This is a genomic window from Natronococcus pandeyae (assembly GCF_008122205.1).
Lineage (GTDB): Archaea > Halobacteriota > Halobacteria > Halobacteriales > Natrialbaceae > Natronococcus > Natronococcus pandeyae.
Genome location: NZ_PHNJ01000020.1, coordinates 1 through 15,951, shown reverse-complemented (window position 1 = coordinate 15,951; position 15,951 = coordinate 1). Strand labels below are relative to the sequence as shown.

Here is a 15,951-nt window from a genome sequence, read left to right as displayed (position 1 = left end):
CCATGAGTGAAGAGTACGACGTCGAGTTCGTCGAACGCGAGGATCGCGAGGCGCGGTTCCTCGTCCGTGGGGTGACGCCCGCGTTCGCCAACGGCATCCGTCGCGCGATGGTCGCCGACGTGCCGACGATGGCGATCGATACCGTCCGGTTCATCGAGAACTCGTCGGTTATGTTCGACGAGCAGATCGCACTCCGGCTCGGGCTCGTCCCGCTGACGACGCCTCCCGAAGGCGAGTTCGTCGAGGACGATACCGTTACGCTCTCGATCGACGTCGAAGGACCAGACACCGCATACTCCGGCGATCTCGTCTCGAACGACGAACTCGTCCAGCCTGCGGACGAGAACGTCCCGATCATCGACCTCAAGGACGGACAGCGCCTCGAGGCCGAGGCGGACGCCGTGATCGAGCGCGGAAAGAACCACGCGAAACATCAGGGCGGCGTCGGGGTCGGCTACCGACACCTCCAGCGCGTGGAGGTCGTCGACGACCTGCCGGAGTTCGAAGAGCAGGAGTCCCAGATCGTCCGTGGCGTGATCGAGGAGGACGGCGAACTCGTGTCGACGACCGAGTTCGACCACGACCTCTCGAAGCGCTATCCGGGCAAAGAGGTCCGGCTCGAGGACGTTCCGAACGCCTTCGTCTTCCACGTGGAGACCGACGGCTCGTTCACGATCGAGGAACTGGTCACGCGAGCCGCCGACACGATCGAGGCGCGTGCGACCGAGCTCGAAGACGCAGTACAGCTATAAACTAACATGAACCGACGCCCCCGATCCCATGTCGCCGAAGCCGCCGTCGCCAGCGCCGTGTACAACGAGACTGGCGAGGCTTCGGCAGTTGGAATCGAAAGGGGTTTGAAGGGGCGACGGGTAGACAGAAGTGCGAGCAGGGATAGCCAAGTCAGGCCAACGGCGCAGCGTTCAGGGCGCTGTCTCGTAGGAGTCCGCAGGTTCAAATCCTGCTCCCTGCATCACTTCTATCAGACCGATTCAACGATCGGCGAGACGATTCCACGCCTCGCCGATTTTGCAGTACTTGGAGGATATCAATGAGTAGCAAAACGAACCCGAGGCTCAACGATCTCATCGCCGAGCTGAAGTCGACGTCCCGCGAGACGGACGCCGACGTTTGGCGAGACGTTGCGGATCGACTCGAGAAGCCCCGTCGCACCCACGCTGAGGTGAACCTGGGCCGCATCGAGCGATACGCACGTGAAGAAGAGACCGTCGTCGTTCCCGGCAAGGTGCTGGGATCCGGCGCACTACAGAAGAATGTCACCGTCGCCGCCGTCAACTTCTCGTCGTCCGCAGAGACGAAGATCGACCAGGTTGGCGACACAGTACCGCTCGAGCAAGTGCTCGAAGAGAACCCAGACGGATCCGACGTACGGGTGATTCGATGAGTATCGTAGAATTCGACGCCGACGTCGTCGTCGACGCCGCTGACTGTATTCTCGGCCGCGTCGCCAGTCAGGCCGCACAGCGCGCCCTCGACGGCGAGCGCGTCGCGATCGTCAACGCCGAAGACGCAGTCATCACCGGCGACAGGGACGACATCTTCGGAACCTACGAGAAGCGGCTGCAGCTCGGCTCCGACAACGGACCGTACTACCCCCGCCGACCGGACACGATCTTCAAGCGGTCCGTTCGCGGGATGCTGCCGTACAAGAAGCAGCGTGGCCGCGAGGCGCTCGACAGCGTCCGCGTCTACGTCGGCAACCCCTACGAGGACGACGACGACCGCGAGGCCGAAGTCCTCGAGGACACGTCCCTGGATCGACTCTCGAACATTCGCTTCGTGCACCTGCACGAGGTCAGCGAACAGTTAGGTGCTAACGTCACATGGTAACGAACACGAGTGGCAAGAAAAAGACCGCCGTCGCCCGCGCAACCGTTAGCGAGGGCGAGGGCCGCGTCCGAATCAACTCGAAGCCGGTCGAACTGGTCGAGCCCGAGATGTCGCGTCTCAAGATGCTCGAGCCGTTCCGCATCGCTGGCGACGAACTCCGCAGCGAGATGGATATCGACGTCCGCGTCGAGGGTGGCGGCATCAGCGGTCAGTCGGATGCCGTCCGCACCGCCATCGCGCGCGGAATCGTCCAGCACACGAACGACGCCGAACTCCGCGACGCCTACATGGAGTTCGATCGCTCGCTGCTGGTCAACGACGTTCGCCAGTCCGAACCGAAGAAGTGGGGCGGCCCGGGCGCTCGGGCGCGCTACCAGAAGTCCTACCGCTAAGGTGATTCAATCATGATGGTACCGGTCCGGTGTTTCACCTGTGGCAACGTCGTCGGCGAACACTGGGAGGAGTTCGACGAACGATCCAACGAGGGCGACGAGGATCCGGAAGCAGTGCTCGACGAACTCGGCGTCGATCGCTACTGCTGTCGACGCATGCTCGTCAGTCACACCGATCTCGTCGACGTGGTCTCCCCCTATCAGTGATGTCCATGCAACAGGAACGCCACAACCGATACGAGAAAGCACGTATCCTCGGCGCGCGAGCGTTGCAGGTCTCCTACGGGGCGCCGGTGCTGGTCGAGACTGACCAGACCGAGCCCATCCTGATCGCCGCGGAGGAGTACGATGCCGGTGTGTTGCCGTTCACCGTCAAACGAGGAACCAACTAATGACGCTTATTACAGAGATCCGGCTCCGACGAATTCTCGACTCCCGCGGAAATCCGACGGTCGAGGCGGACGTCGTAACCGAAAGCGGCGGATTCGGACGCGCTGCAGCACCGAGCGGGGCGAGTACGGGCGAGTACGAAGCGATCGAACTCCCCGCTGACGAGGCGATCGCGGCGGCCCGCGAACACGCCGTTCCGCGCCTCGTCGGCGAAGCCTACGCCGGAAACCAGCGTGAGATCGATACGATCCTGCGCGCCGCGGACGGCACCGACGACTTCTCCGAGATCGGTGCCAACAGCGCGGTCGCGATCTCGATGGCCGCTGCGAAAGCGGGTGCCGACGTGCTCGGCGCGCCGCTGTTCCAGCACCTCGGGGGCGCGTTCCGCGGCGAGAACTTCCCGACTCCGCTCGGCAACGTCGTCGGCGGCGGCGAACACGCCGCCGACGCGACGGATATCCAGGAGTTCCTCTCCGCACCCGTCGGCGCACCGAGCGTCGAGGACGCCGTCTTCGCCAACGCCGCCGTCCACGGCGCCGTTGCGGACCTGCTCGAGGAGCGCGACCTCCCGTCCGGGAAGGGCGACGAGGGCGCGTGGGCGCCGTCGGTCGACGACGAGGAGGCCTTCGAGATCGTCGACGAGGCCGTCTCGCAGGTCGAAGACGAGGTCGGTTTCAACATCGGTTTCGGTCTCGACGTCGCGGCCGCAGAGATGTACGACGCCGAGTCGGGAACCTACGAGTACGAGTCCGCCGGCGTCAGCCGCGACACCGACGAGCAGATCGCGTACATCGCCGAACTGGTCGACGAGTACGATCTGGTCTACGTCGAGGATCCGCTCGACGAGAACGATTACGACGCGTTCGCCGACCTCACCGACGAGGTTGGCGATCAGACGCTCGTCTGTGGTGACGACCTGTTCGTCACGAACACCGACCGTCTGACCGAGGGCATCGACCGCGGTGCGGCAAACAGCATCCTGATCAAGCCGAACCAGATCGGGACGCTGACCGACGCCTTCGACGCGATCGAACTCGCGACCGCAAACGGCTACGAATCGGTCATCTCCCACCGCTCGGGCGAGACCGAGGACACGACGATCGCACACCTCGCCGTCGCGACCGACGCACCCTTCATCAAGACGGGCGCCGTCGGCGGCGAGCGAACCGCCAAGCTCAACGAGCTCATCAGAATCGCAGACGACGCGACATGACAGACAACGACGCAACCCAGGAAGGGCTCGACGCCGCTGACGAGGAGATCGACGAGGAGCCGGGCGAAGGGCCCGGCCCCGCCGCCGAACCCAACGAGGACGTCGAGCCTGCGGAGGAACAGGACGCCGAGGCCGAACTCGAGGCCGAGGCCGAAGCAGAAGACGAGGGGCCCACCCTCGACGACGACGTAATGTCCGACGAGGAAGCGGACCTGCTGATCCCCGTCGAGGACTACCTCGGCGCCGGTGTCCACATCGGCACCCAGCAGAAGACCAAGGACATGGAGCGGTTCATCCACCGCGTCCGAACCGACGGGCTGTACGTCCTCGACGTCTCGAAGACGGACAACCGCATTCGGACGGCCGCGAACTTCCTCGCGAACTACGACCCGGAGCAGATCCTGGTCACCTCGAGCCGCCAGTACGGTCGGTTCCCGGCCGAGAAGTTCGCCGAGGCCGTGGGCGCTCGCGCCCGCACCGGCCGCTTCATCCCCGGTACGCTGACCAACCCCAAGTACGACGGCTACATCGAACCCGACGTAGTCGTCGTCACTGACCCGATCGGCGACGCCCAGGCCGTCAAGGAGGCCATCACGGTCGGGATCCCAGTCATCGCAATGTGTGACTCGAACAACCAGGTCAGCAACGTCGACCTCGTCGTCCCGACGAACAACAAGGGTCGCAAGGCCCTCTCGGTCGTCTACTGGCTGCTCGCCAACGAAGTCCTCGACCGCCGCGGCGCCGAGCCGTCCTACTCGCTCGAGGACTTCGAGAGCATGGTCTAACCCGCGCGTTCGAGTATCACCGTTTTCATCCGCGTTTCACGCACGGTCGAGCGACCGCTGCCGGAGCGATAGAATTAGGTCGCTGAGGACGAACGGAACAGTATGCTCGACCGAGTATTCGAGTTCGAGGAACAAAAGATGCCGTTGCCCGTCTTCCTGTCGGCGGCCGGCCTGATAACGATCTTCGCGCTCGGAATCGTCTACCGCCTGATTACCTTCCTCGTCTTCTGACGATCGGCCGGAGTTGGATCTCCGTCGTGTCGGCCCGAGTGAGCGAATTTTTCCCTCGAGTTGCGTCGTCGTCCCGGCCACAGTGTCGACCTCACCGTGGGTTGTGACGAGAGTCGAGGTTCCAAAGCCGGTGGGGCGACACAGACAGGTTTTACTCCCGATCGTTCGAACGGTTGGCCATGACACGCTCGAGCGCTCCCGGAAAGGTGTATCTCTTCGGGGAGCACGCGGTTGTCTACGGCGAACCCGCGGTGCCGTGTGCGATCGAACGGCGGGCCCGCGTCGGTGTACAGCGACGGGACGACGAGAAGCTTCGCGTCCACGCCGAGGATCTCAGTCTGGACGGGTTCACGGTCGAGTACGGCGGCGGCGCGGACCAGCAGCCGGACGTCGACGTCTCCGAATCGCTTGTCTCGGCGGCGATGGGGTACGTCGACGGTGCGATCGAGCAGGTTCGCGACGTGACCGGCGAGGACGCCGGCTTCGACGTGACGATCGAGAGCGACATTCCGCTGGGCGCCGGCCTCGGCTCCTCGGCGGCGGTGGTCGTCGCCGCCATCGACGCCGCGACCCGCGAACTCGGCGTCACGCTCGAGCCGACCGAGATCGCAGAGCGCGCGTTCCAGACGGAGTACGAGGTCCAGGACGGTCAGGCCTCCCGCGCGGACACGTTCTGCTCGGCCACCGGCGGCGCGGTCAGGGTCGAGGGCGACGACTGCAGATCGACCGAGGCACCCGACCTCCCGCTGGTGATCGGATTCGACGGCGGCGCCGGCGATACGGGCGAACTGGTCTCCGGCGTCCGGAGCCTTCGCGAGGAGTACACGTTCGCGAGCGACACCGTCGAGGCGATCGGCGACGTCGTCAGGAACGGCGAGGATGCGCTCGCAGCGGGCGATTTCGAGGAACTCGGCCGACTGATGAACTTCAACCACGGGCTGCTCTCTGCGCTCGGCGTCTCCTCGCGTTCGCTCGACTCGATGGTCTGGGCGGCGCGAGACGCTGGCGCCTACGGCGCGAAGTTGACCGGCGCCGGCGGGGGCGGCTGTATCGTCGCGCTCGACCCCTCCGACGAGACCGAGACCGCACTCTCGTACACGCCCGGCTGTGAGGAGACCTTCCGCGCTGAACTCGCCGAAGAGGGGGTGAGGCGGATCGAATGATCGTCCTGAAACTCGGCGGGAGCGTCATCACGGACAAGGAACGCGCGGAGACGCTCGACGGCGACGCCCTCGACCGGGCAGCCGACGCCGTCGCTGCCGCGCTCGAGACCCCCTCGGAGTCGCTCGCGGACGGCCTCGTCGTCGTCCACGGCGGCGGCAGCTTCGGTCACTACAACGCGAGCGAGCACGGCGTCAGCACGACGGCGGGGACCCACGACCCGACGGCGATCCACGACATCCACGGGGCGATGAAGACGCTGAACGCGTTCGTGCTCTCGCGATTGCTCGAGCGCGAGGTGCCGGCAGTCCCGGTGCATCCGTTCTCCGCAGGCCACCGCGACGAGGAGGGAGAGCTACAACTGCCGACCGGACAGGTCACGACGCTGCTCGAGGAGGGGTTCGTCCCCGTCCTCCACGGCGACGTGATCGGCCACGCGGGTCAAGGTGCGACCATCGTCAGCGGCGACGAACTCGTCGTCGAACTGGCGACGTCGCTCGAGGCCGACCGGATCGGTCTCTGTTCGACCGTCCCCGGAGTTCTCGACGACGACGGGGTTATCGATCGTATCGAGTCCTACGAGGCCGTCGAGGACGTCCTCGGCGAGAGCGAGGCGACCGACGTCACCGGCGGAATGGCCGCGAAGGTACAGGCGCTGCTCGCACTCGAGGCCGACGCGTCGATCTTCGGACTCGACGGGCTCGCATCGTTCCTCGATGGGACGGAGCCGGGATCGACGATCGAGTAGTCGCGGAACGCTCTCTCTGAAGAACGGACCGTACCCGACGACCGGTTCAGGGAGCGTACTGCTCGGACGCACAAACGACTGTCAGGTAGAGCGGTAAGCCTTGATTTGTCCGGGGGAGGGTTTTAACTCGGATTGTTACAACACATATAGTTGGAATGGCCAACGAAAGTGACACGACGCGGGCAGCAGCAATCTGTGAACAGTGCGGGGCTGCTACCGCAGTGCGTGTCGATCCTGACGGAGAGATACGGCCGATCGGAAGCGGAACGGGAGAGTGTTGTACGTGCGAGGACGCTGACCTTCGTATCATGAACGAGGATTCGGATATTCTGGACAACGTGGAGCCAGCGGACTGAACGAACCCACTGAGAACGCTGCCCGAGCGTAGTTGCGGCCCTGTACTCGTTCTCTTGCTTGTTGGGACGGAACGCGACCGGCTAATCGCTAGCAGCAGTACGTGCTCTTTAACCGAGCCGTTCGGAGCGAATTTCGACAGACGTGGCGTTTCGATCGGGAGCGACGGACAACTCGAGAACCGAACGTGAGCGCTGTGGTGAGTCGCTGCGACGCGAGATTCGTCAGTCGAACAGCAGGCGGTCGAGGATCGGCCGCAGGAACGACCCCCGACGCGTCTCCTTCGAGTGGACCAGCAACACGGGCTGTTCGATCGCCGCGGCGAGTCGATCGGAGCGCTGCTCGATGACCAGGTCGGGCAGCCGACGGTGCGTGACCGTGCTCAGCATGACCAGATCGGACGACTCGAGTTCCCGCGAGAGATCCTCGATCTCGTCGTTCGTGCGGACGATCGTCGACTCGACGGGGACGGTACAGAGGTCGTCGAGATCGTCGTGGTACTCCTCGATCGTCTCGAGCAGTTCGTCGGGCGCGTCTTCGGAGACGGCGAAGAGGAACCGGACGGACGCGCCGAGGGTATCCGCCATCGCGTCCGCGAGTTCGACCTTGAGCGGGTCGTTGAACGGACTGCGGTCGGTGACGACGGCGATCTCGTCGACGTTTCCGCGCTGTTCGTGCTGGACGAAGACGACGTCACAGGGCGCGTGCTCCATGATCCAGTCGGTGTCCCGTCCGAACAGGGTCCCGAGTCGGCTCGTCGCCTCCTGTCGAGCCAACACGAGGTCCGAACCGGTGCGCTCGGCGAAGTTGACGACCGCGTGGCGCGTGTCGTGGCTGACGATCTCGCCGACCTCGACGGGAACCTCGAGATAGCGGACGAGTTCGTCGGTTCGCTCCTCGAACTCGACCTCGGCCTCGGAGAGCTCTTCGGCCGCGGTGTCGAGGGGCACCTGATCGGGCACCTCGTCGAACCTGACGACCCGGATGCGCCCGCCCCGGCGGCGGACGATCGGTGCGGCCATCTGGATCAACGCGTCCTCCTGTTCGCGGGTGACGTCCTGGCGAATCGGGATGAGAACCTCGTAGCGGTCCTCCTGCTCGAGTTGCTCTTCCGTATCGCGGACGAACTGCCGGCCGGCCTCCCGGCGGGCGAGTCCTTTCGCGACGCCCTCGCGTTCGACCCGCTTCTCGGCGTAGAGCTTGAACCAGATGAAGCCGAGGATCACGAGGCCGACCGAGCCGACGATCTCCTGGGGATCCATCTGGGTGATGATGAAGATCCCCGAGACGATCCCGAACAGCTGCACCCAGGGGTAGCCCGGCGTCAGGAAGTCGGGATCGTACCACTCGAGGTCGCGCTCGCGGAAGGCGATCAGGGCACCGCAGACGAGGATGTAGACGAGGATCTGGAACGCGCCGGCCATCTTCGCGATCTCGTCGACGTTCTGGGTCGCGACGATGAAGATGATGATCGCACCGGTCGAGAGGATGGCGACGAACGGGGTGTTGAACCGCGGATGGATGTACTCGAACTTGTCCAGGAAGAGGTCGTCCCGGCTGAGCGCGAGCGGATACCGCGACGCGGTCAGGATCCCCGCGTTGGCGGTGCTGACCAGCGCCAGCAGGGCCGCGAGGATGATCGTGGCGACCGCCAGGAATCCGACGGGGAGGCCGCCGAGCGTCAGACCGCCGAAGAGCAGGTCCGTCGCGAGCGCCATCGGCTCCTCCGAGTCTGCCAACTGGTCGCCCTCCATCACGCCGACGAGCACGAAGACGAGCAGCGCGTAGAGAAATGCCGTGACGACGAGCGAGAGCAAGAGCCCGAGCGGAAGGTTCCGGCCCGGATTCTCGATCTCCTCGGCGACGGCGGCGACCTTGGTGACCCCCGCGTAGGAGACCAGCACGAGCGCGGTCGCGGTGAGGATGCCGTCCAGCCCTTCGTCGAAGAAGCCGTCGAAGTTCGCCCCCTCGACCTGGACGATCGAACCGGCGACGAACCCGGAGAGGATCACGAGCATGACGATGACCATGATCAACTGGAGCCCACCGGTCTGTTTGACCCCGACCAGGTTGACGGCGATGAGGACGAGCGCGAAGGTGATCCCCAGCGCCCGAACGCCGGGAATTGGAAGCGCCATTCCGACTCCGGGAAGCGCGAGACTCCAGGTCGGCAGTTCGTAGATGAAGTTGATGTAGAACATTCCGCCGTACAGCGCTAGCGACCCCTTCAGCATGAGCATGAGCCAGGTCCCGAGGCCCGCAATCGTCCCGAACGACGGCCCGAGTCCCCGTTCGATGAAGACGTAGTCCCCGCCGGCTTCCGGCATCGCCGTCCCCAGTTCGGCGATGCTGAGTGCGGCGGGGACGACCAGAATCGCCGCGATGACGAACGCGAGAATAACTGCGGGGCCCGCCTCGGCCATCGCGATCCCCGGTAGAATGAAGATGCCGCTGCCGATCATCGCACCCATACTGATCGCGATCACGGCAAACAGCCCAAGGTCGCGCTCGAGATCCTTCGCCATTAGCTGGCCGTTTCCAGTGAAGGGTAAGAAGTCTTGTTATTCCGGACTCGAGTGTGCTGTTTACTCCGTCTAAATTAAAAATCAGGCAATAATTTCGGCATAAAGGGAGTAAATGTGTAGTTTCCAATCGGAGCGATCTTTCGCGACGTGTGGGGGGAAATCAACCCACTGCGTTTTTAACACCTGAGCGTGTAGGGAGGATCAACGAACCCGCGGGCAAGTGCGTTCGCGGGCCACAGCATCGCTGTGGCCCGTTCGATGGTGTACTCCACCGCGAACGCATAGCGGGATGGCCGACGCGCTGTAAGACGCCGGGGCCGCACAACCGGGAGTCCGCGGACCGTTTCAGTGAGAGTCCACAACGCGGCTTTCAGTGCTAGCAATCATGGAAATAGAAATTGCAACGATTGGCGGTTACGAGGAAGTCGGACGGCAGATGACTGCCGTTCGCGCCGGAGACGACGTCGTTATCTTCGACATGGGGCTGAACCTCTCACAGGTTCTCATCCACGACAACGTCGAAACCGAGCGGATGCACAGTCTCGATCTGATCGACATGGGCGCGATTCCGGACGACCGAGTCATGTCCGACCTCGAGGGCGACGTGAAGGCCATCGTGCCGACCCACGGTCACCTGGATCACATCGGCGCCATCTCGAAGCTGGCCCACCGGTACAACGCGCCGGTCGTCGCGACGCCGTTCACGATCGAACTCGTCAAACAGCAGATCGAGGGCGAACAGAAGTTCGGCGTCGAGAACGACCTGATCAAGATGGACGCCGGCGAGACGATGTCGATCGGCGACTCCGGCGAGGTCGAACTCGAGTTCGTCAACGTCACCCACTCGATCATCGACGCCATCAACCCGGTGCTTCACACGCCCGAGGGTGCGGTCGTCTACGGGCTGGACAAGCGCATGGACCACACGCCAGTCATCGGCGACCCGATCGACATGGAGCGATTCCGCGAGATCGGCCGTGAGGGCAACGGCGTCCTCTGTTACATCGAGGACTGTACGAACGCGAACAAGAAGGGGCGGACGCCGAGCGAGAACGTCGCCCGCGAACACCTCCGGGACGTCCTCTACAGCATGGAGGACTACGACGGCGGCATCGTCGCCACCACTTTCTCCTCACACATCGCCCGCGTAAAGAGTCTCGTCGAGTTCGCCGACGACATCGGCCGTCAGCCGGTTCTGCTCGGCCGCTCGATGGAGAAGTACTCCGGCACCGCCGAGCGCCTCGACTTCGTCGACTTTCCCACCGATCTGGGGATGTTCGGCCACCGCAAGTCCGTCGACCGCACGTTCAAACGGATCATGAACGAGGGCAAGGAGAACTTCCTGCCCGTCGTGACGGGCCACCAGGGCGAACCGCGCGCGATGCTCACCCGGATGGCTCGCGGCGAGACGCCGTACGAACTCGACGACGGTGACAAGGTCGTCTTCTCTGCGCGAGTCATTCCGGAGCCGACCAACGAGGGCCAGCGCTACCAGGCCGAGAAGCTGCTGGGCATGCAGGGCGCCCGCATCTACGACGACATCCACGTTTCGGGCCACCTGAACCAGGAGGGCCACTACGAGATGCTCGACGCGCTCCAGCCCCAGAACATCATCCCTGCACACCAGAACCTGAAGGGCTTCTCCAGCTACGTCGACCTCTGTGAGAGCGAGGGGTACAAGATGGGACGCGACCTGCACGTAACGCGCAACGGTAATCTCATCCAGCTTGTCGAGTGATATGACGAGCCCCGAGGCACGTGAGGAGGCGGTACTCGAGGCAGTCGGAAAGCGCCGCGAATTAGTCAACGAGGCGCTTCCGGAGGAGCTTCCGATCCAGCGCCCCGAACGACTCTACGAGGCATCGCGATACCTGCTCGACGCAGGCGGCAAGCGACTCCGCCCGACTGTCCTGCTGACGACCGCGGAGGCCCTCGCCGACGTCGACCCACTCTCGCAGGGGTATCGGGAGTTCCCGACGGTCGACGCGAGCGGCCAGCCGCGAGCGCCAGAGACGATCGACGCGATGGCCGCCGCCGTCAGCGTCGAGGTCATCCAGTCGTTCACGCTGATCCACGACGACATCATGGACGACGACGACCTCCGTCGCGGCGTCCCGGCCGTCCACATGGAGTACGACCTCGAGACAGCCATTCTGGCCGGCGACACGCTCTACTCGAAGGCGTTCGAGATCATGCTCGAGACGGGCGCGAAGCCGGATCGGACGGTCGACGCGCTCGAGATCCTCGCGACGACGTGTACGAAGATCTGCGAGGGGCAGTCGCTCGACGTCGACTTCGAAGAACGGAACGACGTCACTCCCGAGGAGTATCTCGAGATGGTCGAACAGAAGACGGCCGTTCTCTACGCCGCGTCGGCGTGCCTGCCAGCGATCTTGCAGGGCGCCGACAAGGAAACGATCGACGCGCTGTACGGCTACGGCCTCGACATCGGACGGGCGTTTCAGATCCACGACGACGTGCTCGATCTGACCGTTCCGAGCGAGGAACTCGGCAAACAGCGCGGGAGCGACCTCGTCGAGAACAAGCAGACGCTGATCACGGTCCACGCCCGCGATCAGGGCCTCGAGATCGAAGACCTGGTCGACACGGAAGACGTCGACGCCGTGACGGAGGCCGAGATCGACGCCGCCGTCGCCGAACTCGAGGCGGTCGGATCGATCTCCTACGCGAACGAGACGGCCCGCGACCTCGTCGACCAGGGGAAAGGTCGACTCGAGGTGCTGCCGGACAACGAGGCTCGCGAGTTGCTGTGTGACATCGCGGACTACCTGATCGAGCGCGGCTACTGACCGCCCGCGACGGTCGGTTTTCGAGGTGAATCTCGAGAGCGTCGAGCGAGAGCCAGATCACCTCGCTCTCGTTTCCAGCCCGTCGGTCACCCGGTTCTGCGACGGCCGTTCAGGAGGGGAAAAAGCGGCTCCTCGAGAGAGGGACCGGCTCTCACGGATCAGTTCGTGTACCGACGCACCTCACGTCGCCGCCGATCCGTGCCACTCCCGGCTGAAGAGATCGAACGCGATCTTGGCTGCACCGAGGATTACGGGCCCGACGAACAGTCCGACGGCACCGAACATCGCGACGCCGCCGAAGATACCGACGACGATTACTGCGGCACTGAGTGCACCGCTCTTCCCGATAACGGCCGGCCGGAGGTACATGTCCGAGGCGCTGACGAGCGTGCCGTACCCGACCAGTCCCAGGGCCGCCAGCGGTCGGCCGACGGCGACGAGGTAGATCGAGACCGGAACCCAGACCCCGAACGCGCCGACCAGCGGAAGCAACGCGAGCACGAACGTCACGACCGTGAGCAAGACGACACCCGGCACCTCGAGTATCCAGAGGCCGATCCCGAGCAGTACCGCCTGGATGGCCGAGACGATCACGTTCCCGACAACCGACGCCCACATGAGCCGGTCGAGTTCGGCGAACAGTTCGGTCTTTGCGTCGTCGCTGATGGGAACCACGGTCTGGAGCCAGGAGACCAGGCGATCGCCGTCGCGAAGCAGACCGAAGAGGACGAACATCGTCACCGTAAGGCCGAACGCGATTGCGGGGATGCCGCTGACGAACTCGAGCGTTCCGGTAACCACGCCGTGAAGCCCGTTGTCGACCTGGGCCTGGTTCGCCTCGTACGCCGCGAGCGCGTCGCCAGGGTCGATCTGATAGCCGAAGCCCTGGAGCTGTTGCTGGATCGCCGTCGGACTCAACCCCTGCTGTTGAACGATCGTCGTAAGCTCCGATGCCTGTCGGAGCGCGACGACGAGGACGTAGATCACCGGGAGAACGAGCACGAGAAACGAGCCTGCGATGAGCGATAGCGCCGATGCGGTCGGACTTAGAACCCGCTCGAGTGCGGTCTGGAGCGGGCCGAGTACGTACGCCAGCACCACGGCGAGCAGGACGTACTGCAGGTACGGTAGTACGAGCAACACGGCGAGAATCCCACTCGCCATCGCGACGATTCCGAGCGCGGACTGTTCGGTAAGCCCCCGGGTTGGTTCGGCCATAGCGCATCAGTATTACGCACTCCGCAAAGAGCGTATATCGCGCAGTTGAAAGGGAAATCGTCTCGGCGCGGGTCCGAAACGAGGACGGCTGCGGCGAGAGCGACGTCGGCGGCCGACTGACACCGCTGCGGTTTTGAGACGGCGGCGAATACCTCACGGTAATGGACGACGATCTACGCGAGCGCGTCGAACGCGAGGCGGAGAAACACGCCCTGCTGAACGCAGTGAAACACGAGAGCGACGCCGACGTCGGCGCCGTGATGGGGCCGCTAATGGGTGATAACCCCGAGTTCCGCGAGCACGCCGACGCGGTGCCGGGCCTCATCGGCGGCGTCATCGGTCGGGTCAACGACCTCGAATACGACGAGAAGCGCGCCCGACTCGAGGAACTCGCACCCGAGGAGCTCGCCGAGATCGAAGCGGAGGACGAGGCGGACGAACACGACCTGCCGGATCTCCCGCGCGCCGACGACCACGACGAGATCCGGATGCGCTGTGCGCCGAACCCGAACGGCCCGTGGCACGTCGGTCACGCCCGGATGCCGGCGGTCATCGGCACCTACAAGCAACGGTACGATGGCTGGTTCTGCGTCCGGTTCGACGACACCGATCCCGAGACGAAACGGCCCGACCTCGAGGCGTACGACGCGATCCTCGAGGACCTGGACTACCTCGGCTTCGAGCCCGACGCGACGTTCAAAGCGAGCGATCGCCTCGACATCTACTACGACCACGCCCGGAAGCTGATCGACATGGGCGGGGCCTACACCTGCTCGTGCTCCGGCGAGGAGTTCTCCGAACTCAAGAACAGCGGGGAGGCCTGCCCGCACCGGGACAAAGACGCCGAGACGGTTCTCAGCGAGTTCGAGGACATGATCGGCGGCGTCTACGACAGCGGTGAGATGGTGTTGCGGATCAAGACCGACATCGAGCACAAGAACCCCGCACTCCGAGACTGGGTCGCGTTCCGGATGATCGATACGCCCCACCCCCGCGAGGAGGCCGAAGAGTACCGCTGCTGGCCGATGCTCGACTTTCAGTCGGCGATCGACGACCACATCATCGGTATCACACACATCATCCGGGGGATCGACCTCCAGGACTCGGCGAAGCGTCAGGGCTTTCTCTACGACTACTTCGGCTGGGAGTACCCCGAGGTCGTCCACTGGGGGCACGTCCAGATCGACGCCTACGACGTGAAGATGAGTACCTCGACGCTGAGCGAACTGATCGAGGACGGCGAACTCGACGGCTGGGACGACCCGCGAGCGCCGACGCTCAAGAGCCTCCGCCGACGCGGCATCCGCGGCGAGGCGATCGTCGACGCGATGATCGGCCTCGGTACCTCGACCAGCGACGTCGACCTCGCGATGAGTACGATCTACGCCAACAACCGCGAACTGATCGACGAGGAGACCGACCGTCGATTCCTCGTCCGCGACGGGAACGAGGTCCCGCTCGGCGGCAGTCCGCCGGACGAGGCGAACCCGCAACTGCACCCCAACCACGAGGACCGCGGCGTCCGAAAGATCCCCGTCGGCGACGCCGTCCTCCTCGAGTCCGACGACCTCCCCCAGCGCGAGGAGCGTGTCTGGCTCAAGGGTCTGGGCTGTTTCCAGTACACCCGCGACACCCTCCAGTACACCGGCGAGGATATCGAGGTCGTTCGCGAGGGCGACGTCGACGTCGTCCACTGGGCCCCGGCCCGCGAGAGCGTCCCCGTCCGGATGCGGACGATGGAGGGTGACGTCACCGGACGCGCCGAACCCGGCGTCGCCGAACTCGCGACCGACGAGATGGTCCAGTTCGTGCGCGTCGGCTTCGCACGAATCGATCACGTCCCATCCGGAGTTGCGGACGACTCGAGCGACGACGAACTCGTCGTATACTACGCTCACCCCTGATCACCCGTCCGCACGGCTCTTGCGGAGGCGTCTCGTCGCGACGGTGGCCGTCGGCGAGGCCGACCGGCCGAAGGTCCGGGCAGAATAGCACGACCGAGGGCACGGCCGCGCGTATCGACCCCCCAATCGCTCGTTCGACTCTCGATACCGCTGCGCGGTTCGCCTACTCGTCGTTTTCTTCGTCGTCTTCCTCTTCGTCCGGTTCTTCTTCGTCGTTCTCTTCGTCGTCTTCCTCGTCCGGCTCTTCCTCTTCATCATCCACCTCCTCCTCGTCATCTTCCTCTTCGTCGTCTTCTTCGATCTCGATCGTGCCGCGCATCGTCCCCTCGTGGGGCCGGCAGACGTACTCGGCGATCTCGTCGGTCGCTT

The 15,951-nt window shown here is 64.5% G+C and carries 16 protein-coding genes, 1 tRNA gene and 1 pseudogene; 15 read left to right on the top strand and 3 right to left on the bottom strand.

Translation table 11 applies throughout. The annotated features are described in order from the left end of the window. Positions 1-2: 2 nt before the first annotated feature. From CV102_RS23165 to CV102_RS23115, 12 genes are all read left to right on the top strand, one after another. Entirely contained in the window at positions 3-752 is a 750-nt protein-coding gene (locus tag CV102_RS23165; RefSeq protein ID WP_148860385.1) for a DNA-directed RNA polymerase subunit D, read from the top strand. 136 nt (positions 753-888) lie between these two features. After that, positions 889-973 (top strand) — tRNA-Leu (locus tag CV102_RS23160). Positions 974-1,051: 78 nt separating this feature from the next. Continuing rightward, positions 1,052-1,405 carry a 50S ribosomal protein L18e gene (locus CV102_RS23155; RefSeq protein WP_148860384.1) on the top strand — a complete coding sequence of 118 codons (354 nt, stop codon included), beginning with the start codon at positions 1,052-1,054 and terminating at the stop codon, positions 1,403-1,405. After that, positions 1,402-1,851, top strand: coding sequence for a 50S ribosomal protein L13 (locus tag CV102_RS23150; RefSeq protein WP_148860383.1), 450 nt, complete (start codon positions 1,402-1,404; stop codon positions 1,849-1,851). Before CV102_RS23155 ends, CV102_RS23150 begins: the two co-directional genes overlap by 4 nt. Beyond that, on the top strand, positions 1,845-2,243 hold the full coding sequence (locus CV102_RS23145; protein WP_148860382.1) for a 30S ribosomal protein S9: 399 nt from the start codon (positions 1,845-1,847) through the stop codon (positions 2,241-2,243). The genes CV102_RS23150 and CV102_RS23145 overlap by 7 nt, the downstream gene beginning before the upstream one ends. Before the next feature lie 12 nt (positions 2,244-2,255). Further along, on the top strand, positions 2,256-2,450 hold the full coding sequence (locus CV102_RS23140; RefSeq protein ID WP_148860381.1) for a DNA-directed RNA polymerase subunit N: 195 nt from the start codon (positions 2,256-2,258) through the stop codon (positions 2,448-2,450). Between the two features lie 5 nt (positions 2,451-2,455). Continuing rightward, entirely contained in the window at positions 2,456-2,635 is a 180-nt protein-coding gene (locus CV102_RS23135; RefSeq protein ID WP_148860456.1) for a DNA-directed RNA polymerase subunit K, read from the top strand. Further along, entirely contained in the window at positions 2,635-3,846 is a 1,212-nt protein-coding gene (gene eno / locus CV102_RS23130) for a phosphopyruvate hydratase (protein WP_148860380.1), read from the top strand. Before CV102_RS23135 ends, eno begins: the two co-directional genes overlap by 1 nt. After that, on the top strand, positions 3,843-4,631 hold the full coding sequence (gene rpsB / locus CV102_RS23125) for a 30S ribosomal protein S2 (protein ID WP_148860379.1): 789 nt from the start codon (positions 3,843-3,845) through the stop codon (positions 4,629-4,631). Before eno ends, rpsB begins: the two co-directional genes overlap by 4 nt. A gap of 102 nt (positions 4,632-4,733) precedes the next feature. After that, a complete protein-coding gene (locus tag CV102_RS27100; protein WP_267903142.1) occupies positions 4,734-4,862 on the top strand; it encodes a hypothetical protein in 129 nt (42 codons plus the stop codon). A 179-nt stretch (positions 4,863-5,041) separates the two neighbouring features. Beyond that, positions 5,042-6,025, top strand: a complete 984-nt coding sequence (gene mvk, locus CV102_RS23120; protein WP_148860378.1) for a mevalonate kinase — start codon at positions 5,042-5,044, stop codon at positions 6,023-6,025. Further along, positions 6,022-6,771 carry an isopentenyl phosphate kinase gene (locus CV102_RS23115; protein ID WP_148860377.1) on the top strand — a complete coding sequence of 250 codons (750 nt, stop codon included), beginning with the start codon at positions 6,022-6,024 and terminating at the stop codon, positions 6,769-6,771. Before mvk ends, CV102_RS23115 begins: the two co-directional genes overlap by 4 nt. A gap of 578 nt (positions 6,772-7,349) precedes the next feature. Here CV102_RS23115 and CV102_RS23105 read toward each other — a convergent pair. Continuing rightward, positions 7,350-9,650, bottom strand: coding sequence for an amino acid permease (locus tag CV102_RS23105; RefSeq protein ID WP_148860375.1), 2,301 nt, complete (start codon positions 9,648-9,650; stop codon positions 7,350-7,352). Positions 9,651-10,035: 385 nt separating this feature from the next. Between CV102_RS23105 and CV102_RS23100 the strand changes: the two genes are divergently transcribed. Both CV102_RS23100 and idsA3 read left to right on the top strand, forming a co-directional pair. After that, positions 10,036-11,388 carry a ribonuclease J gene (locus CV102_RS23100; RefSeq protein ID WP_148860374.1) on the top strand — a complete coding sequence of 451 codons (1,353 nt, stop codon included), beginning with the start codon at positions 10,036-10,038 and terminating at the stop codon, positions 11,386-11,388. Between the two features lies 1 nt (position 11,389). Then, the gene (gene idsA3, locus CV102_RS23095; protein WP_148860373.1) at positions 11,390-12,460 is read left to right on the top strand and encodes a geranylfarnesyl diphosphate synthase; all 1,071 of its coding nucleotides are present in this window, start codon (positions 11,390-11,392) and stop codon (positions 12,458-12,460) included. 180 nt (positions 12,461-12,640) lie between these two features. Here the strand turns inward: idsA3 and CV102_RS23090 are convergent, their stop codons facing one another. Further along, on the bottom strand, positions 12,641-13,678 hold the full coding sequence (locus tag CV102_RS23090; RefSeq protein WP_148860372.1) for an AI-2E family transporter: 1,038 nt from the start codon (positions 13,676-13,678) through the stop codon (positions 12,641-12,643). Positions 13,679-13,839: 161 nt separating this feature from the next. Between CV102_RS23090 and CV102_RS23085 the strand changes: the two genes are divergently transcribed. Further along, the gene (locus CV102_RS23085) at positions 13,840-15,582 is read left to right on the top strand and encodes a glutamate--tRNA ligase (RefSeq protein WP_148860371.1); all 1,743 of its coding nucleotides are present in this window, start codon (positions 13,840-13,842) and stop codon (positions 15,580-15,582) included. 163 nt (positions 15,583-15,745) lie between these two features. Here the strand turns inward: CV102_RS23085 and CV102_RS26265 are convergent. Further along, positions 15,746-15,951: pseudogene (locus CV102_RS26265) on the bottom strand (copper-binding protein); the annotation flags it as partial.

Excerpts from the sequence above, each read along its gene's own strand:
- mvk (WP_148860378.1), top strand. The coding sequence starts at position 5,042 with ATGACACGCTCGAGCGCTCCCGGAAAGGTGTATCTCTTCGGGGAGCAC.
- CV102_RS23135 (WP_148860456.1), top strand. The coding sequence starts at position 2,456 with ATGCAACAGGAACGCCACAACCGATACGAGAAAGCACGTATCCTCGGC.
- CV102_RS23100 (WP_148860374.1), top strand. The coding sequence starts at position 10,036 with ATGGAAATAGAAATTGCAACGATTGGCGGTTACGAGGAAGTCGGACGG.
- CV102_RS23105 (WP_148860375.1), bottom strand. The coding sequence starts at position 9,650 with ATGGCGAAGGATCTCGAGCGCGACCTTGGGCTGTTTGCCGTGATCGCG.
- CV102_RS23155 (WP_148860384.1), top strand. The coding sequence starts at position 1,052 with ATGAGTAGCAAAACGAACCCGAGGCTCAACGATCTCATCGCCGAGCTG.
- CV102_RS23090 (WP_148860372.1), bottom strand. The coding sequence starts at position 13,678 with ATGGCCGAACCAACCCGGGGGCTTACCGAACAGTCCGCGCTCGGAATC.
- CV102_RS27100 (WP_267903142.1), top strand. The coding sequence starts at position 4,734 with ATGCTCGACCGAGTATTCGAGTTCGAGGAACAAAAGATGCCGTTGCCC.
- CV102_RS23115 (WP_148860377.1), top strand. The coding sequence starts at position 6,022 with ATGATCGTCCTGAAACTCGGCGGGAGCGTCATCACGGACAAGGAACGC.
- rpsB (WP_148860379.1), top strand. The coding sequence starts at position 3,843 with ATGACAGACAACGACGCAACCCAGGAAGGGCTCGACGCCGCTGACGAG.
- eno (WP_148860380.1), top strand. The coding sequence starts at position 2,635 with ATGACGCTTATTACAGAGATCCGGCTCCGACGAATTCTCGACTCCCGC.
- CV102_RS23165 (WP_148860385.1), top strand. The coding sequence starts at position 3 with ATGAGTGAAGAGTACGACGTCGAGTTCGTCGAACGCGAGGATCGCGAG.
- CV102_RS23145 (WP_148860382.1), top strand. The coding sequence starts at position 1,845 with ATGGTAACGAACACGAGTGGCAAGAAAAAGACCGCCGTCGCCCGCGCA.
- idsA3 (WP_148860373.1), top strand. The coding sequence starts at position 11,390 with ATGACGAGCCCCGAGGCACGTGAGGAGGCGGTACTCGAGGCAGTCGGA.
- CV102_RS23085 (WP_148860371.1), top strand. The coding sequence starts at position 13,840 with ATGGACGACGATCTACGCGAGCGCGTCGAACGCGAGGCGGAGAAACAC.
- CV102_RS23140 (WP_148860381.1), top strand. The coding sequence starts at position 2,256 with ATGATGGTACCGGTCCGGTGTTTCACCTGTGGCAACGTCGTCGGCGAA.
- CV102_RS23150 (WP_148860383.1), top strand. The coding sequence starts at position 1,402 with ATGAGTATCGTAGAATTCGACGCCGACGTCGTCGTCGACGCCGCTGAC.